Source organism: Amycolatopsis sp. WGS_07 (genome assembly GCF_045278895.1).
In the GTDB taxonomy this organism is placed as follows: Bacteria; Actinomycetota; Actinomycetes; order Mycobacteriales; family Pseudonocardiaceae; genus Amycolatopsis.
The window spans coordinates 9,857,910-9,876,885 of record NZ_CP136053.1; the positions used below are offsets into that span (position 1 = coordinate 9,857,910).

Sequence of the window (18,976 nt, forward strand, 5' to 3'; positions counted from 1 at the left end):
TCGACGTTCCCCTCACGGCTTCAGCAATCCACCAAAACCACAGTCAGCCGGCGCTCGCCGGAACCCATGGCGCGCTGAGCGTCCGAAAGCACGCTCCGCACCGCCAGATAAGCCTTGGGCTCCGCGGCTTTCAGCCCGTCCGAGCCGGCCCAGATCAGCACGTGCTCCCCGGCGGGCAGCCACGACAAATCCGTGAGCATGTCGTAGAGCGCGTCCAGATTCCGCCCGAAATACGACGGAAACGACAGCGCCTCGCCGATCGCGTCCAGCGCCGACAGCTTGTCCAGCGTGCGCGTCCCGTCGACCCGGTGCGGATACCCCCGCGCGCGAACGCGGCGTCCGCCGCGGCCTGCGCCGTTTCGCCGCTCACCGCGCGGGGTCCACAACGACGAACGACGCGTAATGATCAGCTGTGTAATACAATTCTTTCCCCGCCCCCGTGATCAGCCTGCGAGCCCCTCGGTCCGGGCTTCCCGGCGTTTTCACGGTGTATTCGTGGTAATAGCCGTTCTTCTGCGCGGGCAGCACTTTCTCCCGGTTCTGGAAGACGACGTCGTCGTTGCGCGGGTACGGGTAAGGCCCGCCCTTTTCGATCAGCTTCCAGGTGTCCGCCGCCTGCGGAGGCAGCGAGGACAACGGCTTGACCGGCAGCTTGGAATCGGCCCCCGGCACCTTTCCGGACGCGGCGGCGGGAGCGCTCGACGAAGACGAGGGGGCCGGCGAATCCGGCGACCCGGCGGTTTCCTTGACGAGCCACCCGCCGAGCACCAGCACGAGGAGACCGACGAGCGCGGCGGTGATCCGCCTACGGTTGACCATGGTGTGCCAGCTTAGGAGCGGCCGGGACCGTCGTCGTCACGGGCCGTGCCGAACCGGCGGCCGAAGCGCTCGACCAGCTTGTCGATGGCCCACGCGGCGAGCAGGCACAGCGGCACGAGCACCGCCATGACCAGCACGAACTGCACGGGGAACCAGGCTTGCGCAAGCCACAGCTCGACCCCGTCCCACCAGTTGGCCAGCCCTTCGAACACGAATGTGAGCCTACGCGCGCTCGCCTGCGCGGGCGCGGGCAGGGGAGGTAGGTTGCTGCCATGTTCGCCGTATACGCGCAGGAACCCAACGCCGAGTCCCCGCTCGATTCGCTGGTCGTCGGCGAGCGGCCGGAACCCGAGGTGCCCGAAGGCTGGGTCCGGGTGCACGTCAAAGCCGCCAGCCTGAACATGCACGACCTGTGGACCTTGCGCGGCGTCGGCATCAAGCCCGATCAGTTCCCGATGATCCTCGGCTGCGACGGAGCGGGCACGCTCGACGACGGCACCGAGGTCGTGCTGCATTCGGTGATCAACGCGCCGGGCTGGCAGGGCGACGACACGCTCGACCCGAAGCGCACCCTGCTCACCGAGAAGCACCAGGGCACGTTCGCCGACCAGGTCGTGGTCCCGGCCCGCAACGCGGTGCCGAAGCCGGCCGGCCTGACCTTCCCCGAGGCCGCGACGATGGGCACCGCTTGGCTCACCGCGTACCGGATGCTGTTCGTGAAGTCGGACCTGCGGCCCGGCCAGACGATGCTGGTGCAGGGCGCGTCCGGCGGGGTGTCGACCGCGCTGATCGCGCTCGGCCGCGCGGCCGGGTTCCGAGTGTGGGTCACCGGGCGCACCGAGGAGAAGCGCGCGCTGGCCGAGAGCGTCGGCGCGCACCAGACGTTCGAGTCCGGCGCGCGGCTGCCGGAGCGGGTCGACGCGGTGTTCGAGACCGTCGGGAAGGCGACCTGGGGGCACACGCTCAAGTCGCTGAAGCCGGGCGGCGTGGTCGTGGTGTCCGGTTCGACCAGCGGCCCCGACCCGTCCGCCGACCTGCAGCGCGTGTTCTTCCTGCAGCTGCGGGTCCTCGGCTCGACCATGGGCACCCGCGACGAGCTGGCCGACCTGCTCGCCTACCTCGATCTGAAGGGCATCAAACCGCAGATCGGCACTGAGCTACCCCTTACGGAGGCCCCCGCGGGCTTCGCCGCGATGGCCGCCGGGGAGACCGCGGGCAAGATCGTCTTCACCCGCTGAGTCCAATCGCACCGCGCTGGCCTGGGCTTTTCCTCTTTAAGTGAGCCCAGGCCAGCGCTTTTACCTGCTCGCCGGTGAATCGTCAACACCCCAGCTTCGCAACCAGATAGTGACCCCCGAAATTCGACCAGATCTCGACCTTGGGCGGTTAACCTGGAGAACATGACCGCGACGCAGCGGCCCGCACCGGTCGGCCGGGGCGGCCGGCACCCCAGTGACCCGGAGCCGATCCGGGAGTCGTTCCGGCGCTTCGCCGGCATGCGCACGCGCGTGCTGGAGGTCGGGCCCTCCGTCGTGGAAGCGCCCGCACCGAAGCGCACGCGGCGCAAGGGCGGCGAGAAGCCCCGCGCGCCTCGGCTGGTGCTGCTCCACGGTTATTGCGACAGTGCCGACACGTGGCGTCCAGTACTCGGAGAACTAGCCGCCGCGGGCATCGCCGCGATCGCCGTCGACCTCCCCGGCTTCGGCGAGGCGCAACCGCTGCGCCCCGGCCCGATGCTGCCGCAACTCGACGCGTTCACCGCCGCGGTGGTGCGCGAGCAGGCCGTGCTCGGCCCGGTCGTGCTCGCGGGCAACTCGCTCGGCGGCACGATGAGCCTGCGCGCGGCGCAGAACCACCGGCTGCCGACCACCGGCGTGGTGTCGATCGCCGCGCCCGGTTTCGTCGACTCGTGGCTGGTGCGCACAGTCGGCCGCAACCCGCTGCCGCTGCGGCTGTACTCCTCGCTTCCGTTGCCGGTGCCGGGTTTCCTGGTCCGCGCGGTGGCCGAACAGCTCGTCCCGCGGATCCTCTACGCCGACTCGCGGCAGGCGGACGCGGGCCAGGTCCGGCGGTTCACCACGCTCTTTCCCGACTACCGGGCCACCACGTCCCGGCTCGAACAAGCCCGCCAGCTCGTCGCGGAGCTGGCGGACGCCTACCGGCTCGACCAGATCCGGATCCCGCTGCTCGCGGTCGCGTGCGGCAAGGACAAGCTCGTGACGGCCGCGTCCGGGCGGAAGCTGCACACCCTGGTGCCGCACAGCAGGCTCGTCGTCCGGGAGGACTGGGGCCACTGCCCGCAACTGGACGACCCGCCCGAGGTAGCGGAACTGCTGACCTTCTTCGCCGCCGGCGCCGTCCGCTCGGGCGACCGCCCGGCGCCCACGGTCAACACCGTCGCGGAAGACTCCGCGACTGGGTGACCCAGACTGCCAAGCTCGTCACACTACGGAGTCGGTGACAGGCGAGGCGCCGCCGGGTACGGTGCGCTGCCAGGGCTCGGAACCCGGGCCCGTCGCACGAGCAGTCGAGGAGACAGCGATGTCAGCTCCGCGCAGCCCGAACCTGGGCTCCGGGACCGGGATCTTCCGGCGGAAGCCGATCGAGACCATCGAACAGGCCGGCGAAAGCGGCCTGCAGCGCACACTCGGCTTGCGGCAGCTGACCGCGATCGGCGTCGGCGGCATCATCGGCGCGGGCATCTTCTCCCTCGCCGGCGCGGTCGCGAACAAGACCGCGGGCCCCGCCGTGCTGATCTCGTTCCTGATCGCGGGCATCGCGAGCGCCGCGGCCGCGTTCTCCTACGCCGAATTCGCCGGCCTGATCCCGCGCGCGGGCTCCGCCTACACCTACGGGTACGCGGTGCTGGGCGAGATCGTCGGCTGGTTCATCGGCTGGGACCTGCTGCTGGAGTACACCGCGATCGTGTCCGTGGTCGCGATCGGGATCTCGGGTTACTTCAACGACCTGCTCGGCTTCCTGCACGTCTCGCTGCCGTCCTGGATGTCCGGCGCACCAGGCACGGAACCGGCGGGCGTGGAACCAGGTTCGTACAAGATCAACCTGTTCGCCGTGCTGCTCTGCCTGCTGATCGCGTTCATCCTCAACCAGGGCATGAAAAACGCGGCGAGGTTCGAGACCCTGCTGGTGTACCTGAAGGTCGGCCTGGTCGTGCTGGTGATCGTGGTAGGCGCCTTCCACATCCAGAGCGGCAACTACAGCAACTTCTTCCCGTTCGGCATCAGCGGCGCTTTCACCGGTGCCGCAACAGTGTTCTTCGCAGTCTTCGGTTACGACGCCATGTCGACTGCGGCCGAGGAGTCGCAGGACTCCCAGAAACACATGCCAAAGGCGATCATCTACTCGCTGGCGATCTCGATGGTGCTGTACGTGCTGGCCTGCCTGGTCCTGACCGGCATGGTGAAGTACACCGACATCAACCCGGAAGCCGCGTTCTCCAGCGCGTTCGCAAAGGTCGGCCTAGGCTGGCTGGGCGCGATCATCGCGGTGGGCGCGATCATCGGCATCCTGACGGTGCTGTTCACCTTCCTGCTGGGCGCGACGCGCGTCGGCTACTCCATGAGCCGCGACGGCCTGCTCCCGAAGTGGTTCGCGAAGACCCATCCCGTGCGGAAGGTCCCTTCGCGCATCACGTGGATCCTGGGCGCCGCGTCCGCACTGATCGCCGGCCTGCTGCCCATCGGCGAAGCCGCGGAACTGACGAACATCGGCATCCTGCTGGCCTTCGTGGTGGTCTGCATCGCGGTGATCGTGCTGCGCTACAAGCGCCCCGACCTCCCACGCACGTTCCGCACGCCCGGCATGCCGCTGGTGCCGATCATCGGCGTGGTGTTCTCGATCTGGCTGATCACGTTCCTGAAGCCGGAAACCTGGCTGCGCTTCGCAATCTGGTTCGCGATCGGCATGGTGATCTACTTCGCCTACAGCAAACGCCACTCCGCAATGGAACGCGGCTCGAACGACCTCGGCTCCGGGGGCGGGGAGACTGACGGGGCCGGTGGGGTTAAGTCCACTTCGGACTGATGCATCGGTGAGGTCTGAATGCGGGGGACGCCTTGGGTGGCGTCCCCCGCTTTTCTTTGCGCTTACGCCGGTCTCGCTGGGCTCGCGCCGGTCTGGGCTTGACTCGCACCGGTCTGCTGGGCTCGCGCAGGTCTACTGGGCTCGCTCTGGCCTGATGCCTTTCATCCGCGTGCCCAATCGGGCACCGTTTCCAGCCCACGAGCGCACACCCGTCTCCGTCTCGCGGCCGCCCTCGACGACACCGCCCGTGACCAGATCACGCACGGTTGCTCGGCCACCGGCGTACGACGGGCCGCGGGAGCGCATGGCGCAACCGGCCTCTCGTCGCTCCGCCGCCGACGTTCCGGCAGAAGCCCGCTCTCTTGCCTTGCCGCAGCAGGGTTCTCAGCACAACCAGCCGAGCCACTCCACTGACACCACAGGCCGCCCACGCCCCGCTACGCCGGACGTCTCAGCACAACCGCTCGAGCCGCTCCGCCAGACAGCACCTGCCCTTGCCCAGCACCGCCGAAAGGATCACCCGCGACTAGCCGAGCCGCTCCCGCCGTCGACCTTCCGCGAGGAAGCCGCCCCGGACAGCCGCGCCGAGGACATCACCGCAACCAGCCACGCCGCTCGGCCGTCGACGTTCCGCCAGAACGCCTCGCCCGACCATTGCCCGCGGCAAGGTCACCACAACCAGCGAGACCGCCTAGCTGTCCGTGGTTCTGGGCAGAACGCCCCGAGGTCACCGCAACCGGTCGAGTCGCTCTGTCGCGGCCTTTGCTTCCGCGCGAAGCCGGGCCATGATCGACGCCGCTGAACCGTCGCTGGCGAGCGGGTAGGTCTGCCCGGCCCACAGGGACATCGCCTCCGGGTCGCCTGCTTTGGCCGCGGCCGCGCGGACTGGTTTGCTCAGGTGGTGCAGCTGCGGGTACGCGGCAGGCGCGCCCGCGGACAAGTCGCTCAGGACCCGGTTCACCATGCCCCGCGCCGGTCGTCCGCTGAACGCGCGCGTGAACCCCGTTGCCCGGCCGCCCTCGGCGAGAGCGCGCCGTTGAGTGTCGCCGGTGCCCGCCTCGGTCGCGAGCAGGAACGCCGTGCCGAGCTGCGCCGCCGACGCACCGGCGGCCAGCACCGCCGCCACGTCGGCACCGTTGACCAGTCCTCCGGCCGCGATCAACGGCAGGCTCGTGCGCGCGCCAAGCAACCGCAGCAGGGCGAGCAGGCCGTACTCCTCGCCGCCGGCTAGGTTGCCCGGGTCGTCGGTGAACAGGCCGCGATGCCCGCCTGCCTCGAAGCCCTGCACCACCAAGGCGTCGGCCCCGCGCGCCGCCGCGAGGTCGGCTTCCTCCGGATTCGTGACGGTGACCGCGACTTTGCCGCCGGCTTCGTGGATCCGCTGCACCTCGGCGGACGTCGGCGCGCCGAAGGTGAACGACACCACCGGAACCCGGTGCCGCACGACGAGGTCGAGTTTCGCCGGGTACTCGTCGTCGTCCCAGACCGGGTCGCCGAGTTCGACGCCGTACCGCACGGCTTCGGCGAGCATCCGTTCGCGGTGCGCGCCGAGATCCGCCACCGACCGGCCGCCGGGCACGAACAGGTTGACGCCGAACCGCCCGCCGGTGAGGTCGGCGGTGTGCGCGATCCGGGCGTCCAACGTCTCCGGGCTGAGGTAGCCGGCGGCGAGGAAACCGAACCCGCCCGCGTTCGTGACGGCGCCGACCAGCTGCGGAGTCGTCGGCCCGCCCGCCATCGGCGCCACGATCACCGGGAACTCGAGATCATCGAACATGTCCCGAGCCTAGTGCCGAACCGGAAATGCGCCGGGCCGCCGCCGCGTTGCAGACAAGCATGACGGCAACCCTGGAGCAGCTCCGCGCGCTGACGGTGGAGGAGAACGGCCTCGCGACCGTGGCCACGACCCGCGCCGACGGCACCGTGCACGCGTCCGTGGTGAACGCGGGCATCCTGAACGATCCGGTGACCGGCAAGCCGAGCGTAGGCTTCGTCGCCGTCGGCGGCGCGCACAAGCTCGCGCTGCTGCGCCGCAACGGCCACGCGACCGTGACGTTCCGCCGAGGCTGGCGCTGGCTCTCGGTGACCGGCCCGGTCCGCCTGATCGGCCCGGACGACCCCGACCCGTCCTTCCCGGCCGACGGCCTCCCGCCCCTGCTGCGCGACGTGTTCCGCGCCGCCACCGGCACCCACGACGACTGGGCGGAGTACGACCGCGTGATGGCCGCCGAACGCCGCGCCGCGGTGTTCGTGGAGGTGGGCAAGATCATCGGGAACGGCTGAGCTGCCACCGGCCCAATCCGATCACGCCACCGCACGCATTGCCGCAGCCTTTGACTAGGGGCGAGGGCGAGGGCGAGGGCGAGGGCGAGGGCGAGGGCGAGGGCGAGGGCGAGGGCGAGGGCGAGGGCGAGGGCGAGGGCGAGGGCGAGGGCGAGGGCGAGGGCGAGGGCGAGGAAGGCTACCGGTAACACCTCAGCCACCACCGACCGACGCCGAACACGCCATGTCTTCGCGAAGGTCGGGAAGACACCTGGCGGCCTCCGCGCCACCGCCAGCCACGGGGCGTGACAGTCGCGCCGTCAAGCAACGCGTCACCACCGTCGCGGAGATCGGCGCATCCTGATCCGGCACCAAATCAGGTACGCACGATCGCCTACCAGGCAGGCGGTGCAAGCCTGGCGAGCGACGCCGAGCGCGCGGTCTCGCGGTCTCGCGGTCTCGCGGTCTCGCGGTCTCGCGGTCTCGCGGTCTCGCGGTCTCGCGGTCTCGCGGTCTCGCGGTCTCGCGGTCTCGCGGTCTCGCGGTCTCGCGGTCTCGCGGTCTCGCGGTCTCGCGGTCTCGCGGTCTCGCGGTCTCGCGGTCTCGCGGTCTCGCGGTCTCGCGGTCTCGCGGTCTCGCGGTCTCGCGGTCTCGCGGTCTCGCGGTCTCGCGGTCTCGCGGTCTCGCGGTCTCGCGGTGAACCATCGTCCAGCAGCTAGCCGACGCAAAGGCAAACCTGTCAAACCACCACATCCCCTCATCCAGATCGGACCCGAGTCACCGTCGATTCATCAGCACCTCCGGCACCACTCGGACTCGAAACGGCCGCTCCGTCTCGAATGTCTCCCGTCCGCTGACTTCAGCGATCTGCCGATAACCACCGTCCTCGCTCATCTCGAATGCCGTCAGGGAAAGCGCGACCGGGTCGACCACCCAGTAGTCCGGCACTCCCAGCCGTTCGTAAACCGCTTTCTTCGTCACGCGATCGTGGATCTCCGTGCTCGGCGACAGCACTTCGACCACGAGCAGCGGCGGCACCGGCAGATCGACGTCGGTGAAGTCTTCTGCCCGCCCCACCACCACATCCGGCCGCAGTTCGACGTGGTCCCCGGACCGCACCGCGAACGGTCCGCCGACTACCTCCATCCCCGGCGGGCAACCTGACTCCAGCAACCCGTAAAGCTGGTAAGTCACCCGCTGATGCGGCAACCCTGGCGCAGGACTGACGTACAGCACGCCGTCGACGAGTTCGTGCCGCCGCCCGTCCTCCGGGATCGCCGCGAGATCCCGCACGGCCATCGGTTGTGAATGGGAAGGCCAGCCAGTGAGAGTCATGAGCGCGTTCCTTTCTCCGTCGCACTCAAGGACACCAGCCCCCACCGACAAAAACGGCGGCCCCGGGAAACCCGGAGCCGCCGTTCACCCGAAGGTGGAACTACTTCTTGTTCTTTCCATTGTCCTCAGTGGACAGTGCAGCGACGAAGGCCTCCTGCGGAACCTCCACCCGGCCGACCGTCTTCATGCGCTTCTTGCCTTCCTTCTGCTTCTCCAGCAGCTTCCGCTTCCGCGAAATGTCGCCGCCGTAGCACTTGGCGAGGACGTCCTTGCGGATGGCGCGGATGGTTTCGCGGGCGATGATGCGCGAGCCGATCGCGGCCTGGATCGGGACCTCGAACTGCTGGCGCGGAATCAGCTCGCGCAGGCGCGTCGCCATGCGGTTTCCGTAGGTGTAGGCGGCGTCCTTGTGCACGATCGCGGAGAACGCGTCCACCGTCTCGCCCTGCAGCAGGATGTCGACCTTCACCAGGTCGGCCACCTGTTCGCCGGACTCCTCGTAATCGAGCGACGCGTAACCGCGCGTGCGCGACTTCAGGGTGTCGAAGAAGTCGAAGATGATCTCCGCGAGCGGGATCGTGTAGCGCAGCTCAACGCGGTCCTCGGACAGGTAGTCCATGCCCAGCAGGGTGCCGCGCTTCGCCTGGCACAGCTCCATGATCGTGCCCACGAACTCCGACGGAGCCAGGATGCTCACCTTCGACACCGGCTCGTGCACCTCGGCGATCTTGAGCCCGCCCGGCCAGTCCGACGGGTTCGTGACGATCACCTCGCTGCGGTCCTCCAGCACCACGCGGTACACGACGTTCGGCGCGGTCGAGATCAGGTCCAGCCCGAACTCGCGCTCCAGCCGGTCCCGCGTGATCTCCAGGTGCAGCAGGCCGAGGAACCCGCAGCGGAAGCCGAAGCCCAGCGCCACCGACGTCTCCGGCTCGTACGTCAGCGCGGCGTCGTTGAGCTGCAGCTTCTCGAGTGCCTCGCGCAGTTCCGGGTAGTCCGAGCCGTCCACCGGGTACAGGCCGGAGAACACCATCGGCTTCGGGTCGCGGTAGCCGGCCAGCGGTTCCTTCGCTCCGTTGCGCTCGGACGTCACGGTGTCGCCGACCTTCGACTGGCGCACGTCCTTCACGCCGGTGATCAGGTAGCCGACCTCGCCGACGCCGAGTCCCTTGCTGGCCTTCGGCTCCGGCGAGATGATGCCGACCTCGAGCAGTTCGTGCGTCGCGCCGGTGGACATCATCTTGATCTTCTCGCGCGGCGTGATCTTGCCGTCCACCACGCGGATGTAGGTGACGACGCCGCGGTAGGTGTCGTAGACCGAGTCGAAGATCATCGCGCGGGCGGGCGCGTCCGCGTCGCCGACCGGGGGCGGGACCTGACGGACGCACTCGTCCAGCAGCTCGGTCACGCCCATGCCGGTCTTGGCCGACACGCGCAGCACGTCCGAGGGCTCGCAGCCGATGATGTGCGCGATCTCCGCCGCGTACTTCTCCGGGTCCGCCGAGGGCAGGTCGATCTTGTTCAGCACCGGGATGATGTGCAGGTCGTTCTCGAGCGCGAGGTACAGGTTCGCGAGCGTCTGCGCCTCGATCCCCTGCGCGGCGTCGACCAGCAAGATCGCGCCCTCGCACGCCTCGAGCGCGCGCGAGACCTCGTAGGTGAAGTCCACGTGGCCGGGCGTGTCGATCAGGTGCAGGACGTGGTCCTTGCCGTCGACCTGCCAGGGCAGCCGGACGTTCTGGGCTTTGATCGTGATGCCGCGTTCCCGCTCGATGTCCATGCGGTCGAGGTACTGCGCGCGCATGGCCCGCTCCTCGACGACGCCGGTCAGCTGCAGCATCCGGTCCGCCAGCGTCGACTTGCCGTGGTCGATGTGGGCGATGATGCAGAAGTTGCGGATCAACTCCGGCGGCGTGAAGGTGGTGTCGGCGAACGTCTTGGGCGCTGTCACTCGGGCTGTCCTCGGGATGGTGGGGGATGTCCGTACCCCATCGTCCCATGGACCTCCGGGTGCGGGTGGGGGTCATCCCCGATGCGGCCCCGCGCGTCTCGTGATGACCTCGAAGGATGAGCACTTCACCCTCCCCTCGCCCGGCCCCGGCGTCCTCGACGCCGCGCTCGACCGGGCCTTCGGCCACCCCAGCGGCCTGCTGGGCAGGCTCGGCGGCAAGCTGATGTCGGTCGGCAACGCCGCGACCGAACACCGGATCGTCGACCTCGCCCGCCTCGAACCCGACGAGGTCGTCCTCGTCGTCGGTCCCGGTCCCGGCGTCGGCCTCGACGCGGCGAGCAAACTCGCCGGCGAGGTGATCGGCGTCGAACCCTCCCCCGAGATGCGCGACCTGTGCACGGACCGCTGCGGCGACCGCGCCGAGGTGCGGGCGGGCAGCGCGGCCCGGACCGGCTGCGCGGACGCGTCCGCGGACGTCGTGCTGACCGTGAACAACGTCCAGCTCTGGGAAGACCGCGCTGCGGGTTTCACCGAGCTGTTCCGCGTGCTGCGGCCGGGCGGACGGCTGCTGCTGTCAGCGCACGAGAAATGGCTTCCGGTGACGCGGCACGAACTCGCCGACGAGGCCGCCGCCGCGGGGTTCACCGACCTGCAGACCTGGACCTGGGACCCGCCCGGGTTCGCCGCGCTCGCCGCCCAGCTGCGGGCCGTGAAACCGGGCTAGCGCTTGTCGCGGCGCAACGGATGGTCCTCCGGGACCTCGACGAGGACGATCCGCAGGCCGTCCGGGTCGGCGATCCACGCCTCGTCGGTGCCCCACGGTTCGCGGCGGGCCTCGCGCACCGGTTCGACGCCGCGCCCGGCCAGTTCGGCCAGCGTCGCGGGGAGATCGCGGACCTGCAGGAACAGATTGACGTCCGGACCGGGCCCGGCCTCGCCCGTGCCGACCACCTCGATCGACCCGCCGCCGGCGAAAAACCGCGTGCCGCCGGGGAATTCGCGCTCGATCGCGAGGCCGAGAACGTCGCGGTAGAACGCGGTCGACACCTCGTGGTCGCGGGGGTGGATCAGCACCCGGCTGCTCAGTACGTCCATGGCTCCTGCCTACCCGAGCCGCTCAGGCGACCGCAATCGCAGCGATCCCGGCCAGCACGACCAGCGATCCGGCGAGCCGGCGGACCGCGTTGCGCTCGCGGAGCACGAGCCAGGCGGCGACCCCGCCGAAGACGATCGACAGTTCGCGCGCCGGCGCGACTAGGCTGACCGGCGCGATCCGCAGGGCGTACAGGACCAGCAGGTATCCGGCGGGCGAGGCGAGCCCGACGATCAGCACCTCGCGCCGGTGATCACGCCACAGCCGCTTGATCTCGGACCGGCCGCGCGCAGCGGTCGGGGCGAGCAGGATGCTCTGCCCGATCGCACCGCCTCCGAAGTAGACGAGCGGAGGCACGCCGAGCGACGTGACCGAATGCGCGTCCCAGAGCGTGTAAGCCGCGATGACGACTCCGGTGGCGATGCCGTAGAACACCCCGGCGCGCCGGGCCTGTGCGTCGCCAGTGCTGCCGCCGAGGCTGATCACGAGAACGCCGCCGACCACGAGGAAGGCGCCGATCAGGCCGAGCACGCCAGGCCGTTCCCCCAGGACCGTGACGGCCACGAGCACCGACACCAGCGGCCCGGTGCCGCGGGCCAGCGGGTAGACGATCGAGAGGTCGCCGACCTCGTAGCCGCGCTGCAGCACGATCCCGTACACGACGTGCAGGACCGCGGTGACCAGCGCGGCGACCAGCCAGGTCCACTGTGGACGTTCCGGTTCGACGGCCAGCGCGACCGCGATCACCGGGAGCATCGCGACGGCCGAAACGGTGTAGTACAGCCAGACGAACCGCGGTCCGCCGGAAACCCGTTTGGCGGCGAGGTTCCACGCGGCGTGCACGACCGCGGCGACGAGGACCATGGCGAGGGCAGTGGTGTTCATCGGACCCTTTCAGGTTTTCAGCGCATGCTGAAGACCGGGTCCTCCAGGCTTTTGTCCCGTCAGATGAACGGCAGGGCTCGGTGTCCCGCCGAAGGTGCCGCTCGGACCAGTCCCGCCCGCCCTCGTTGTCTTTCGCGACCCGCTGTGCGGGACCACGGGCAGGCGACGGAACCCTAGGCACTACCGAGATCCACCGTAACGGAGCCGCGGGCGGAATGCCGAACGGTTAACGGCTCCGGGGCCCACGCAAGGGCCGCGAGCAGGGCTGTTAAGATTTTCGACTGTTGCCGTGCGGCATTCCGTCAGGGAGGAAACCCGGCAGTCCCTCGGGACTGATCCGGAGCCACACGAACGCGGCAGCGACCTTCACCGAGTGAAAGAGGAACGCCTCCATGGCCAACATCAAGTCGCAGGTCAAGCGCATCACCACGAACGAGAAGGCGCGGCAGCGCAACCTGGCGATCCGGTCCTCGGTGAAGACCGCGATCCGCAAGTTCCGCGAGGCCGCCGAAGCCGGTGACAAGGACAAGGCCCTCGAACTGCAGCGCGACGCCGCTCGCAAGCTCGACAAGGCCGTCACCAAGGGCGTCATCCACGCCAACCAGGCCGCGAACAAGAAGTCGGCTCTCGCGAAGCGCGCGAACCAGCTCTGAGCGCAGTCTTTCCGGAAGGCCCGGCGGCTTCGGCTGCCGGGCCTTTTCCGTGCCCGGGGCAGGGCGGCTCCGACGGCAGACGCCTTGCCGCTCAGCGATCTCCCTTGGCCGCGACCACGTCGAGGACCGCGCGCTGCAGGGCATAGGTCGAGTCGGCCGCCGCGCCCTTGACCTCGGCGTTCAGCCGCGCGACCACGCGCATCGCGGTCGCCAGGCCGTCCTGGCCCCAGCCGCGGGACTGGCCCTGTGCCTTGCGGATCTTCCACGGCGGCATGCCCAGCTCGCCCGCCATCTGGTTCGGGTTGCCGCGTCCGGCCGCGGACACGCGAGCGATCGTGCGGACCGCGTCGGCCAGCGCGTCCGCCACCAGGACGTGCGGGACGCCCAGCTGCATCGCCCACTGCAGCGACTCCAGCGCGGCCGCCCGGTCGCCCGCGACGGCCTTTTCCGCCACCGCGAAGCCGGTCACGTCGGCGCGTCCGGTGTGGTAGCGGCGGACCGCCTGCTCGTCGACGACTCCCCCGGTGTCGGCGACCAGCTGCGTCGCCGCCGAGGACAGTTCGCGCAGGTCCGAGCCGACCGAGTCGAGCAGGGCCATCAAGCCGGCACCGTCGATCTTGCCGCCCGCGCGGCGCACCTCGTTGCGGACGAACGACTCGCGCTCGGCCGGCTTGGTGAGCTTCGGGCATTCGGTGATTTCCGCGCCCGCTTTTTTCAACGCGCCGGGCAGCGCTTTGGCGGCCTTGCTCCGTCCGCCGCCGCTGTGCACGACCACGAGGACGATGCCGTCGGCCGGTGCTTTGAGGTAGGCGAGCACCGCGTCGGACAGCTCCTGCGAGATGTCCTGCGCCGACTCCAGCACGATCACGCGCCCCTCGGCGAACAGCGAAGGACTCACCAGCTCAGCGAGCACGGGCGGTGTGAGATCGGACACCCGCATCCGCGTGAGGTCGGCCGTCGGGTCGGCGGCCTTGGCCGCGTCGAGCGAGGCGCGCACAGCCCGTTCGATGAGCAGTTCTTCCTCGCCCGTGACGAGGTGCAGCGGCGCGGGTGCGGTGGTCACCCGGCCATCTTCTCACCCGGTCGCCGGGCCGTCCGCTCCGGTGATGTGGGCCGCCTCCGTGGCACGAGCTGATCGGGATGTCGTACGGTGTAGCCGAGGACGCGCCCACCGCGCTCCGACAACCGAATACCGCTCATCCAGAGGGGCAGAGGGAACGGCCCGACGAAGCCCCGGCAACCGGCGTACAGCCTGTCATCCCGCGATCGCGGGGTAGCTGACGACCACGGTGCCAATTCCGGCCCGCTTCGGCGGGGCAGATGAGGAAAGGAACCTCGCGATGACTGCAGCCCTCAGCGCCACCTCCGCCAACAAGACGATCGACCTCGGTCCGGCCGTCGAACTGGTGTCGAAGGAAGAAGGGCACCGGCAGCCGCTCGCTCCGGAATTCGTCTCCGTCGAAGACTTCTCGCCGCTGGAAGTCGCCTACGACTTCGGCCGCGTCCGCCGCGAGGACATCGAGGCGGGCCCGCGCAACATCTGGCGTTACAAGCGACTCCTTCCCGTCCCCTCGAACGTCGAGGAGATCCCGAACACCGAACCGGGCTGTACCCGGCTGGTGCGTGCTGACCGGCTCGCGAAGGCGCTCGGCCTCAAGAGCCTGTGGGTCAAGGACGACACCGGCAACCCGACGCACTCGTTCAAGGACCGCGTCGTCGCCGTCGCGCTGGCCGCCGCCCGCGAGTTCGGCTTCGAGGTCCTCGCGTGCCCGTCGACCGGCAACCTGGCCAACGCGACGGCCGCCGCCGCGGCGCGCGCCGGCTGGCGTTCGGTCGTACTGATCCCGAAGAGCCTCGAGCGCGCGAAGATCCTCACCACCGCGGTCTACGACGGCGACCTGATCGCTGTCGACGGCAACTACGACGACGTCAACCGGCTCGCCACCGAACTGGCCGGCGAGCACCCGAAGTGGGCGTTCGTGAACGTCAACGTCCGCCCGTACTACTCCGAGGGCTCGAAGACGCTCGCCTACGAGGTCGCCGAGCAGCTCGGCTGGCGGATCCCCGAGCAGATCGTCGTGCCGATCGCCTCCGGTTCGCAGCTCACCAAGGTGGACAAGGGTTTCCGCGAGCTGGGCCAGCTCGGTCTCGTGGACGCCAGCCCGTACAAGGTGTTCGGCGCGCAGGCCACCGGCTGCTCGCCGGTCTCCACCGCGTACCGCAACGGCCACGACGTGGTCCAGCCGGTGAAGCCGGACACCATCGCCCGCTCGCTCGCGATCGGCAACCCGGCCGACGGCCCGTACGTGCTCGACGTGGTCAACCGCACCGGCGGCGCGATCGAGGACGTCACCGACGAAGAGGTCGTCGAAGGCATCCGGCTGCTCGCGCGCACCGAAGGCATCTTCACCGAGACCGCCGGCGGCGTCACCGTGGCGACCGCGAAGAAGCTCGTCGAAACCGGCAAGCTCGACCCGGAGGCCGAAACCGTCCTCCTCATCACCGGCGACGGCCTCAAGACCCTCGACGCGGTCGAGAACCACGTCGGCCCGAAGGCCACCGTGCCGCCGTCCGCCGAAGCCGTCGCCAAGGCGCTCGGCTACTGACGCGCTGACCCGGGGTCCGCACGCCTACCGCGGCGGACCCCGGGGCTCACCCCTGCGCGCGAGCCCGCCAGGAAGAACGGCAGTGTCACCGTCCACATCGGTCCGAGTGACGAGCACTCCCATCGTGCCGAGAACGTCCACTGTGGACTTGCTCGGATGTCCGTATCCATTGCCAGCGCCGACACTGATCAGCGCCGTACGCGGGCGCACCGCCGCGAGGAACTGCGGCAGCGAGTATCTCGAGCCGTGATGCGGCACTTTCAGGACGTCGGCACGCAGGTCGACGCCCTCGGCGAGCAGATCCGCCTGCGCGGCAAGTTCGACGTCTCCGGTCAGCAAAACCCGTCCAGCCGACGTGTCCGCGCGGAGAACGACTGAGCTGTTGTTGATCATCGTGCCGTCCTGCAAGGCTGGTGACCGAGTGGTGGCGTAGCGCGGACCGAGCACGTCCAGCGACAGACCCGGCCATTCCAGCCGCTGCCCTTCGCCCAACTGCACCAGCGGAACGCCGCGACGCCGCGCTTCTCCGGAAACCGACTGCCACGCCCACGCCGGAGCGCGCCCAGGCCCGACCGCGATCGCGCCGACCGCCCGTCCGTCGAACACCGAGGCGAGCCCTCCGACGTGGTCCGCGTGCAGATGGCTCAGCACAAGCAACGGCACTCGCTCGACGCCCAGCCTCCGCAGGCATTCGTCGGCCGGCCCCGGTTCCGGCCCGGTGTCGACGACCACCGCCCGGCCAGGTTCGGCAGTGGCGAGCACTACCGCATCTCCTTGCCCCACATCGCATTCCACCATCGCCCAGCCGTCCGGCGGCCAGCCAGGCAGCAGGACCTTGGCCGGCACGACCGTCAACAGCACGACGACCAGTCCGGTCGCCACCAGCAGCCGGAACCGGCGGAATCGCGCTGCCACCACGACAACGGCCAGCAGGACCGCCGCGCACAATCCGCCCCACCAGCCACCGGGCCAGGGCAGCGCTGCTCCGGGTGCTCGGGCGCCATGCCGGGCGACGGTGATCAGCCATCGCGCTTCCGGATCCGCCAATCGGATCAGCAAATGCCCGGCCCCCGGCCACCATGGCCCGACGACGGTCGCGAGCACGCCTAGCACGGTCACCGGTGCGACAACTGGTGCCGCAAGGACATTGGTGACCACCGAGACGAGACTGACCGTGCCCGCCATGCCGGCGATGACCGGTGCGGTGACTACGAACGCGGCCAGCGGCACGGCCAGACCTTCGGCGTAGCCCGGCGGAACTCCCTTTCGCACCAACGAATCCGCCCATCTCGGTGCGAGCAGCACCAGCCCCGCGGTGGCCAGAACGGAAAGCGCAAAACCGAAATTGGCCGCCATCGTCGGGTCCCACGCGACCAGCACGCACACCGCGAACGCCAGTGCCGGCAACGCCGAACCGCGCCGTCCGAGAGCTAGCGCGAGCAAGCCGATGCCGCCCATGACACCGGCCCGTACGACGCTCGGTTCGGGACCGACCAGCACGAGGAACCCGGCCAGGCAGGTGCCTGCCGCCGCTGCGGAAAACCTCGGGCCAGCCCGCGCCAACCGGCACAGCAGCAGGACGGCTCCGCCTACGATGACGAGGTTTCCACCGCTCACCGCCATCAAGTGGGTCAGTCCGGAGGCGGTGAACTCGCCCTCGACCCGTTGCGGCAGCGCGCTCGTATCGCCCAGCACCAGCCCGGGCAGCAAGCCCGCCGGTTCCTCCGGCAGGATCTCGCATAGCGAATGCAAACTGTTGCGCAGCGCTGCTGCCGCGCGTTGCCACCACGGCGCTTGCCCGACGTCGGCAGGCGCGGCCCGGACAGAGACCACCGCGGCCGTCAGCTCGCCTGCGCGGGCGGGCAAGAGACGGCCGGACGTCGTCACTTCCTGGCCTGGCAGCAGGCCGTTCCATCCCGCGACGGGTGCCAGCAGCAAGACCCGGCCAGTCGATTCGACTGGCTGACTGTCCACTGTGGCCGTTATGACTCGCGCCGGGATCGCCACCGACCGGGTTCCCGCCTGTTGATCGGCATAGCCGGCCTGGTGGATCGACCGTGGACGTTCGCTGATCTCGACCCGCAGCGTCGCCGTGACGCCACGTGCGGCAGCGGCTCCCAACGGGTCGGCGGCTGCGTCGTGAATGCGCAGAGCGGTCGGGACAGCCGCAACAAGCCCGACTAGCAACAACGCTCCCCCGGCCCCGACGTAGCGGGACCGGCCGCGCAGCAGAAGCACCACGGCACCGATGACCGCGACGGCACCGACCACGGTCGCGACCCACCAGCCGAGCTGGAGCCCGGCGAGCGTCGCCGCCCATCCGGCGACAGCGGCGGGAACGAGGCGGAAATCGTGATCACGGCGCGGCTTTTCCTCGCTTTCCGACTTCATCCGACAGTCACCTGCTCGCGAAGCTTCTCGAACTTGCTCTCGCCGATGCCATCTACGTCGCGAAGTTGTTCGACGCTCGAGAATCCGCCGTGCTGGGCGCGCCAGTCGGCGATGCGCCGGGCAGTGACCTCACCGACCCCGGGCAGGCTGTCGAGTTGTTCAGCCGTCGCGGAGTTCAGGTCGATCTTGCTGGCTGCGGCCGCTGAACCGGCTGGTGCCGCCTGAGCAGCCGGGACACCCACCGCCAACTGCTCGCCGTCAGTGAGTTTGCGGGCAAGGTTCAGCGCGGTCAGGTCGACACCCGGATTGGCCCCGCCGGCTGCGCGGAGGGCATCAGCGACGCGGGAACCCGACGGCACGGTGACGAGTCCTGGTGCGCGCACGTGGCCGACGACGCTGATCACCAGCTTTTCGCTGGCCTTCGGCGCGTGCGGCACCTGGGCCCGGGCTGTCGGCAGCGACGGGGCGACTTCAGCTGCGGGTGAGCGACCGAAGATCGCCAGGCCACCGGCTATTACGGCGGCAGCTGCCAGCAAGGCCAGGGCGAGGATCATTCCTCGGCGGGCGAGAAAGCCCGGTATGCCGTTCGAGCCGGGAAGCCACCGGGGTATCAAGCGCGGTCCGCTGGGCTGGGGCAGCCAGCGGCGCACCAATTTTCCCGCAGGCAGCTCGCTTTCCGGAGAGTGTGGGCTGTCAGCAAATGCAGACAGGCGTGCGCTCAGGCCCGTTGGTCGCGGAAGTGGTGCGGCACCGGGCAGCAGACCGTCCGCGTTGTCCGCACCTGCGGACAACGCTGCGTTCCGGGTGCGCGGAGCCGAACCGTCGCCAGGCAACTCCGCGAGCGCCGACCGGCCTCCGCGCAGCCAGCGGCGTGCGGACTGGTTGCCGGGTCCGGCGGCATGCGGGGCCGCGGCCAGCTGATCGGAGAGCCAGGCGA

18 protein-coding genes, 1 pseudogene and 1 riboswitch are annotated in these 18,976 nt (G+C 69.8%); of the genes and pseudogenes, 8 read left to right on the top strand and 11 right to left on the bottom strand.

What is annotated here, in order from left to right:
* Window positions 1–20: 20 nt before the first annotated feature.
* From RPX00_RS46175 to RPX00_RS46185, 3 genes and pseudogenes are all read right to left on the bottom strand, one after another.
* Window positions 21–370 (bottom strand): annotated as a pseudogene (locus RPX00_RS46175) (barstar family protein).
* On the bottom strand, window positions 367–819 hold the full coding sequence (locus RPX00_RS46180; RefSeq protein WP_406635578.1) for a ribonuclease domain-containing protein: 453 nt from the start codon (window positions 817–819) through the stop codon (window positions 367–369). Before RPX00_RS46180 ends, RPX00_RS46175 begins: the two are co-directional and overlap by 4 nt.
* A gap of 11 nt (window positions 820–830) precedes the next feature.
* The gene (locus tag RPX00_RS46185) at window positions 831–1,031 is read right to left on the bottom strand and encodes a hypothetical protein (RefSeq protein WP_182894188.1); all 201 of its coding nucleotides are present in this window, start codon (window positions 1,029–1,031) and stop codon (window positions 831–833) included.
* Window positions 1,032–1,091: 60 nt separating this feature from the next.
* Here RPX00_RS46185 and RPX00_RS46190 point away from each other — a divergent pair, with 60 nt between their 5' ends.
* The 3 genes from RPX00_RS46190 (at window position 1,092) to RPX00_RS46200 (ending at window position 4,863) form a co-directional block, all read left to right on the top strand.
* Window positions 1,092–2,057: a zinc-binding dehydrogenase gene (locus tag RPX00_RS46190; protein ID WP_406635580.1), complete on the top strand. Its 966-nt coding sequence runs from the start codon at window positions 1,092–1,094 to the stop codon at window positions 2,055–2,057.
* 162 nt (window positions 2,058–2,219) lie between these two features.
* Window positions 2,220–3,242: an alpha/beta fold hydrolase gene (locus RPX00_RS46195; RefSeq protein ID WP_406635582.1), complete on the top strand. Its 1,023-nt coding sequence runs from the start codon at window positions 2,220–2,222 to the stop codon at window positions 3,240–3,242.
* Window positions 3,243–3,360: 118 nt separating this feature from the next.
* The gene (locus tag RPX00_RS46200) at window positions 3,361–4,863 is read left to right on the top strand and encodes an amino acid permease (protein ID WP_406635584.1); all 1,503 of its coding nucleotides are present in this window, start codon (window positions 3,361–3,363) and stop codon (window positions 4,861–4,863) included.
* A 727-nt stretch (window positions 4,864–5,590) separates the two neighbouring features.
* Here RPX00_RS46200 and RPX00_RS46205 read toward each other — a convergent pair.
* Entirely contained in the window at window positions 5,591–6,640 is a 1,050-nt protein-coding gene (locus RPX00_RS46205) for an NAD(P)H-dependent flavin oxidoreductase (protein WP_406635586.1), read from the bottom strand.
* Between the two features lie 59 nt (window positions 6,641–6,699).
* Between RPX00_RS46205 and RPX00_RS46210 the strand changes: the two genes are divergently transcribed.
* Window positions 6,700–7,146 (top strand): pyridoxamine 5'-phosphate oxidase family protein, encoded by a 447-nt coding sequence (locus RPX00_RS46210; protein WP_406635588.1) that lies wholly within the window; start codon window positions 6,700–6,702, stop codon window positions 7,144–7,146.
* A 50-nt stretch (window positions 7,147–7,196) separates the two neighbouring features.
* Window positions 7,197–7,334, top strand: a complete 138-nt coding sequence (locus tag RPX00_RS46215; RefSeq protein WP_406635590.1) for a hypothetical protein — start codon at window positions 7,197–7,199, stop codon at window positions 7,332–7,334.
* Between the two features lie 568 nt (window positions 7,335–7,902).
* Here RPX00_RS46215 and RPX00_RS46220 read toward each other — a convergent pair.
* Both RPX00_RS46220 and lepA read right to left on the bottom strand, forming a co-directional pair.
* Window positions 7,903–8,460 (bottom strand): Uma2 family endonuclease, encoded by a 558-nt coding sequence (locus RPX00_RS46220; RefSeq protein ID WP_406635592.1) that lies wholly within the window; start codon window positions 8,458–8,460, stop codon window positions 7,903–7,905.
* 100 nt (window positions 8,461–8,560) lie between these two features.
* Window positions 8,561–10,411, bottom strand: coding sequence for a translation elongation factor 4 (lepA, locus tag RPX00_RS46225; protein WP_406635594.1), 1,851 nt, complete (start codon window positions 10,409–10,411; stop codon window positions 8,561–8,563).
* 103 nt (window positions 10,412–10,514) lie between these two features.
* On the opposite strand from lepA, the gene RPX00_RS46230 reads away from it, so the two are divergent.
* Window positions 10,515–11,135 carry a class I SAM-dependent methyltransferase gene (locus RPX00_RS46230; protein ID WP_406635596.1) on the top strand — a complete coding sequence of 207 codons (621 nt, stop codon included), beginning with the start codon at window positions 10,515–10,517 and terminating at the stop codon, window positions 11,133–11,135.
* Here the strand turns inward: RPX00_RS46230 and RPX00_RS46235 are convergent.
* Complete coding sequence (locus RPX00_RS46235) at window positions 11,132–11,506, bottom strand: VOC family protein (RefSeq protein ID WP_101434259.1); 375 nt, start codon at window positions 11,504–11,506, stop codon at window positions 11,132–11,134. The genes RPX00_RS46230 and RPX00_RS46235 overlap by 4 nt on opposite strands.
* Window positions 11,507–11,528: 22 nt before the next feature.
* Window positions 11,529–12,389: a DMT family transporter gene (locus RPX00_RS46240; RefSeq protein ID WP_406635598.1), complete on the bottom strand. Its 861-nt coding sequence runs from the start codon at window positions 12,387–12,389 to the stop codon at window positions 11,529–11,531.
* 392 nt (window positions 12,390–12,781) lie between these two features.
* On the opposite strand from RPX00_RS46240, the gene rpsT reads away from it, so the two are divergent.
* Complete coding sequence (gene rpsT, locus RPX00_RS46245; protein WP_009081037.1) at window positions 12,782–13,042, top strand: 30S ribosomal protein S20; 261 nt, start codon at window positions 12,782–12,784, stop codon at window positions 13,040–13,042.
* 91 nt (window positions 13,043–13,133) lie between these two features.
* Here rpsT and holA read toward each other — a convergent pair whose 3' ends face one another.
* Window positions 13,134–14,105, bottom strand: a complete 972-nt coding sequence (gene holA, locus RPX00_RS46250; protein ID WP_406635601.1) for a DNA polymerase III subunit delta — start codon at window positions 14,103–14,105, stop codon at window positions 13,134–13,136.
* A 130-nt stretch (window positions 14,106–14,235) separates the two neighbouring features.
* A riboswitch (SAM riboswitch) is annotated at window positions 14,236–14,369 on the top strand.
* Window positions 14,370–14,382: 13 nt separating this feature from the next.
* On the opposite strand from holA, the gene thrC reads away from it, so the two are divergent.
* On the top strand, window positions 14,383–15,648 hold the full coding sequence (gene thrC / locus RPX00_RS46255) for a threonine synthase (RefSeq protein ID WP_406635603.1): 1,266 nt from the start codon (window positions 14,383–14,385) through the stop codon (window positions 15,646–15,648).
* Window positions 15,649–15,672: 24 nt separating this feature from the next.
* On the opposite strand, the gene RPX00_RS46260 is transcribed toward thrC, so the two are convergent.
* On the bottom strand, window positions 15,673–18,039 hold the full coding sequence (locus RPX00_RS46260) for a ComEC/Rec2 family competence protein (protein ID WP_406635604.1): 2,367 nt from the start codon (window positions 18,037–18,039) through the stop codon (window positions 15,673–15,675).
* Window positions 18,036–18,593 (bottom strand): helix-hairpin-helix domain-containing protein, encoded by a 558-nt coding sequence (locus tag RPX00_RS46265; protein ID WP_406635606.1) that lies wholly within the window; start codon window positions 18,591–18,593, stop codon window positions 18,036–18,038. Before RPX00_RS46265 ends, RPX00_RS46260 begins: the two co-directional genes overlap by 4 nt.
* Between the last annotated feature and the right edge of the window lie 383 nt (window positions 18,594–18,976).

What these genes read in the sequence shown, in the direction of transcription:
- RPX00_RS46180 (WP_406635578.1), bottom strand. Translation starts at nt 819, where the DNA reads ATGGTCAACCGTAGGCGGATCACCGCCGCGCTCGTCGGTCTCCTCGTG.
- RPX00_RS46190 (WP_406635580.1), top strand. Translation starts at nt 1,092, where the DNA reads ATGTTCGCCGTATACGCGCAGGAACCCAACGCCGAGTCCCCGCTCGAT.
- RPX00_RS46195 (WP_406635582.1), top strand. Translation starts at nt 2,220, where the DNA reads ATGACCGCGACGCAGCGGCCCGCACCGGTCGGCCGGGGCGGCCGGCAC.
- RPX00_RS46200 (WP_406635584.1), top strand. Translation starts at nt 3,361, where the DNA reads ATGTCAGCTCCGCGCAGCCCGAACCTGGGCTCCGGGACCGGGATCTTC.
- RPX00_RS46205 (WP_406635586.1), bottom strand. Translation starts at nt 6,640, where the DNA reads ATGTTCGATGATCTCGAGTTCCCGGTGATCGTGGCGCCGATGGCGGGC.
- RPX00_RS46210 (WP_406635588.1), top strand. Translation starts at nt 6,700, where the DNA reads ATGACGGCAACCCTGGAGCAGCTCCGCGCGCTGACGGTGGAGGAGAAC.
- RPX00_RS46220 (WP_406635592.1), bottom strand. Translation starts at nt 8,460, where the DNA reads ATGACTCTCACTGGCTGGCCTTCCCATTCACAACCGATGGCCGTGCGG.
- RPX00_RS46230 (WP_406635596.1), top strand. Translation starts at nt 10,515, where the DNA reads ATGACCTCGAAGGATGAGCACTTCACCCTCCCCTCGCCCGGCCCCGGC.
- RPX00_RS46235 (WP_101434259.1), bottom strand. Translation starts at nt 11,506, where the DNA reads ATGGACGTACTGAGCAGCCGGGTGCTGATCCACCCCCGCGACCACGAG.
- RPX00_RS46240 (WP_406635598.1), bottom strand. Translation starts at nt 12,389, where the DNA reads ATGAACACCACTGCCCTCGCCATGGTCCTCGTCGCCGCGGTCGTGCAC.
- rpsT (WP_009081037.1), top strand. Translation starts at nt 12,782, where the DNA reads ATGGCCAACATCAAGTCGCAGGTCAAGCGCATCACCACGAACGAGAAG.
- thrC (WP_406635603.1), top strand. Translation starts at nt 14,383, where the DNA reads ATGACTGCAGCCCTCAGCGCCACCTCCGCCAACAAGACGATCGACCTC.
- RPX00_RS46260 (WP_406635604.1), bottom strand. Translation starts at nt 18,039, where the DNA reads ATGAAGTCGGAAAGCGAGGAAAAGCCGCGCCGTGATCACGATTTCCGC.
- RPX00_RS46265 (WP_406635606.1), bottom strand. Translation starts at nt 18,593, where the DNA reads ATGATCCTCGCCCTGGCCTTGCTGGCAGCTGCCGCCGTAATAGCCGGT.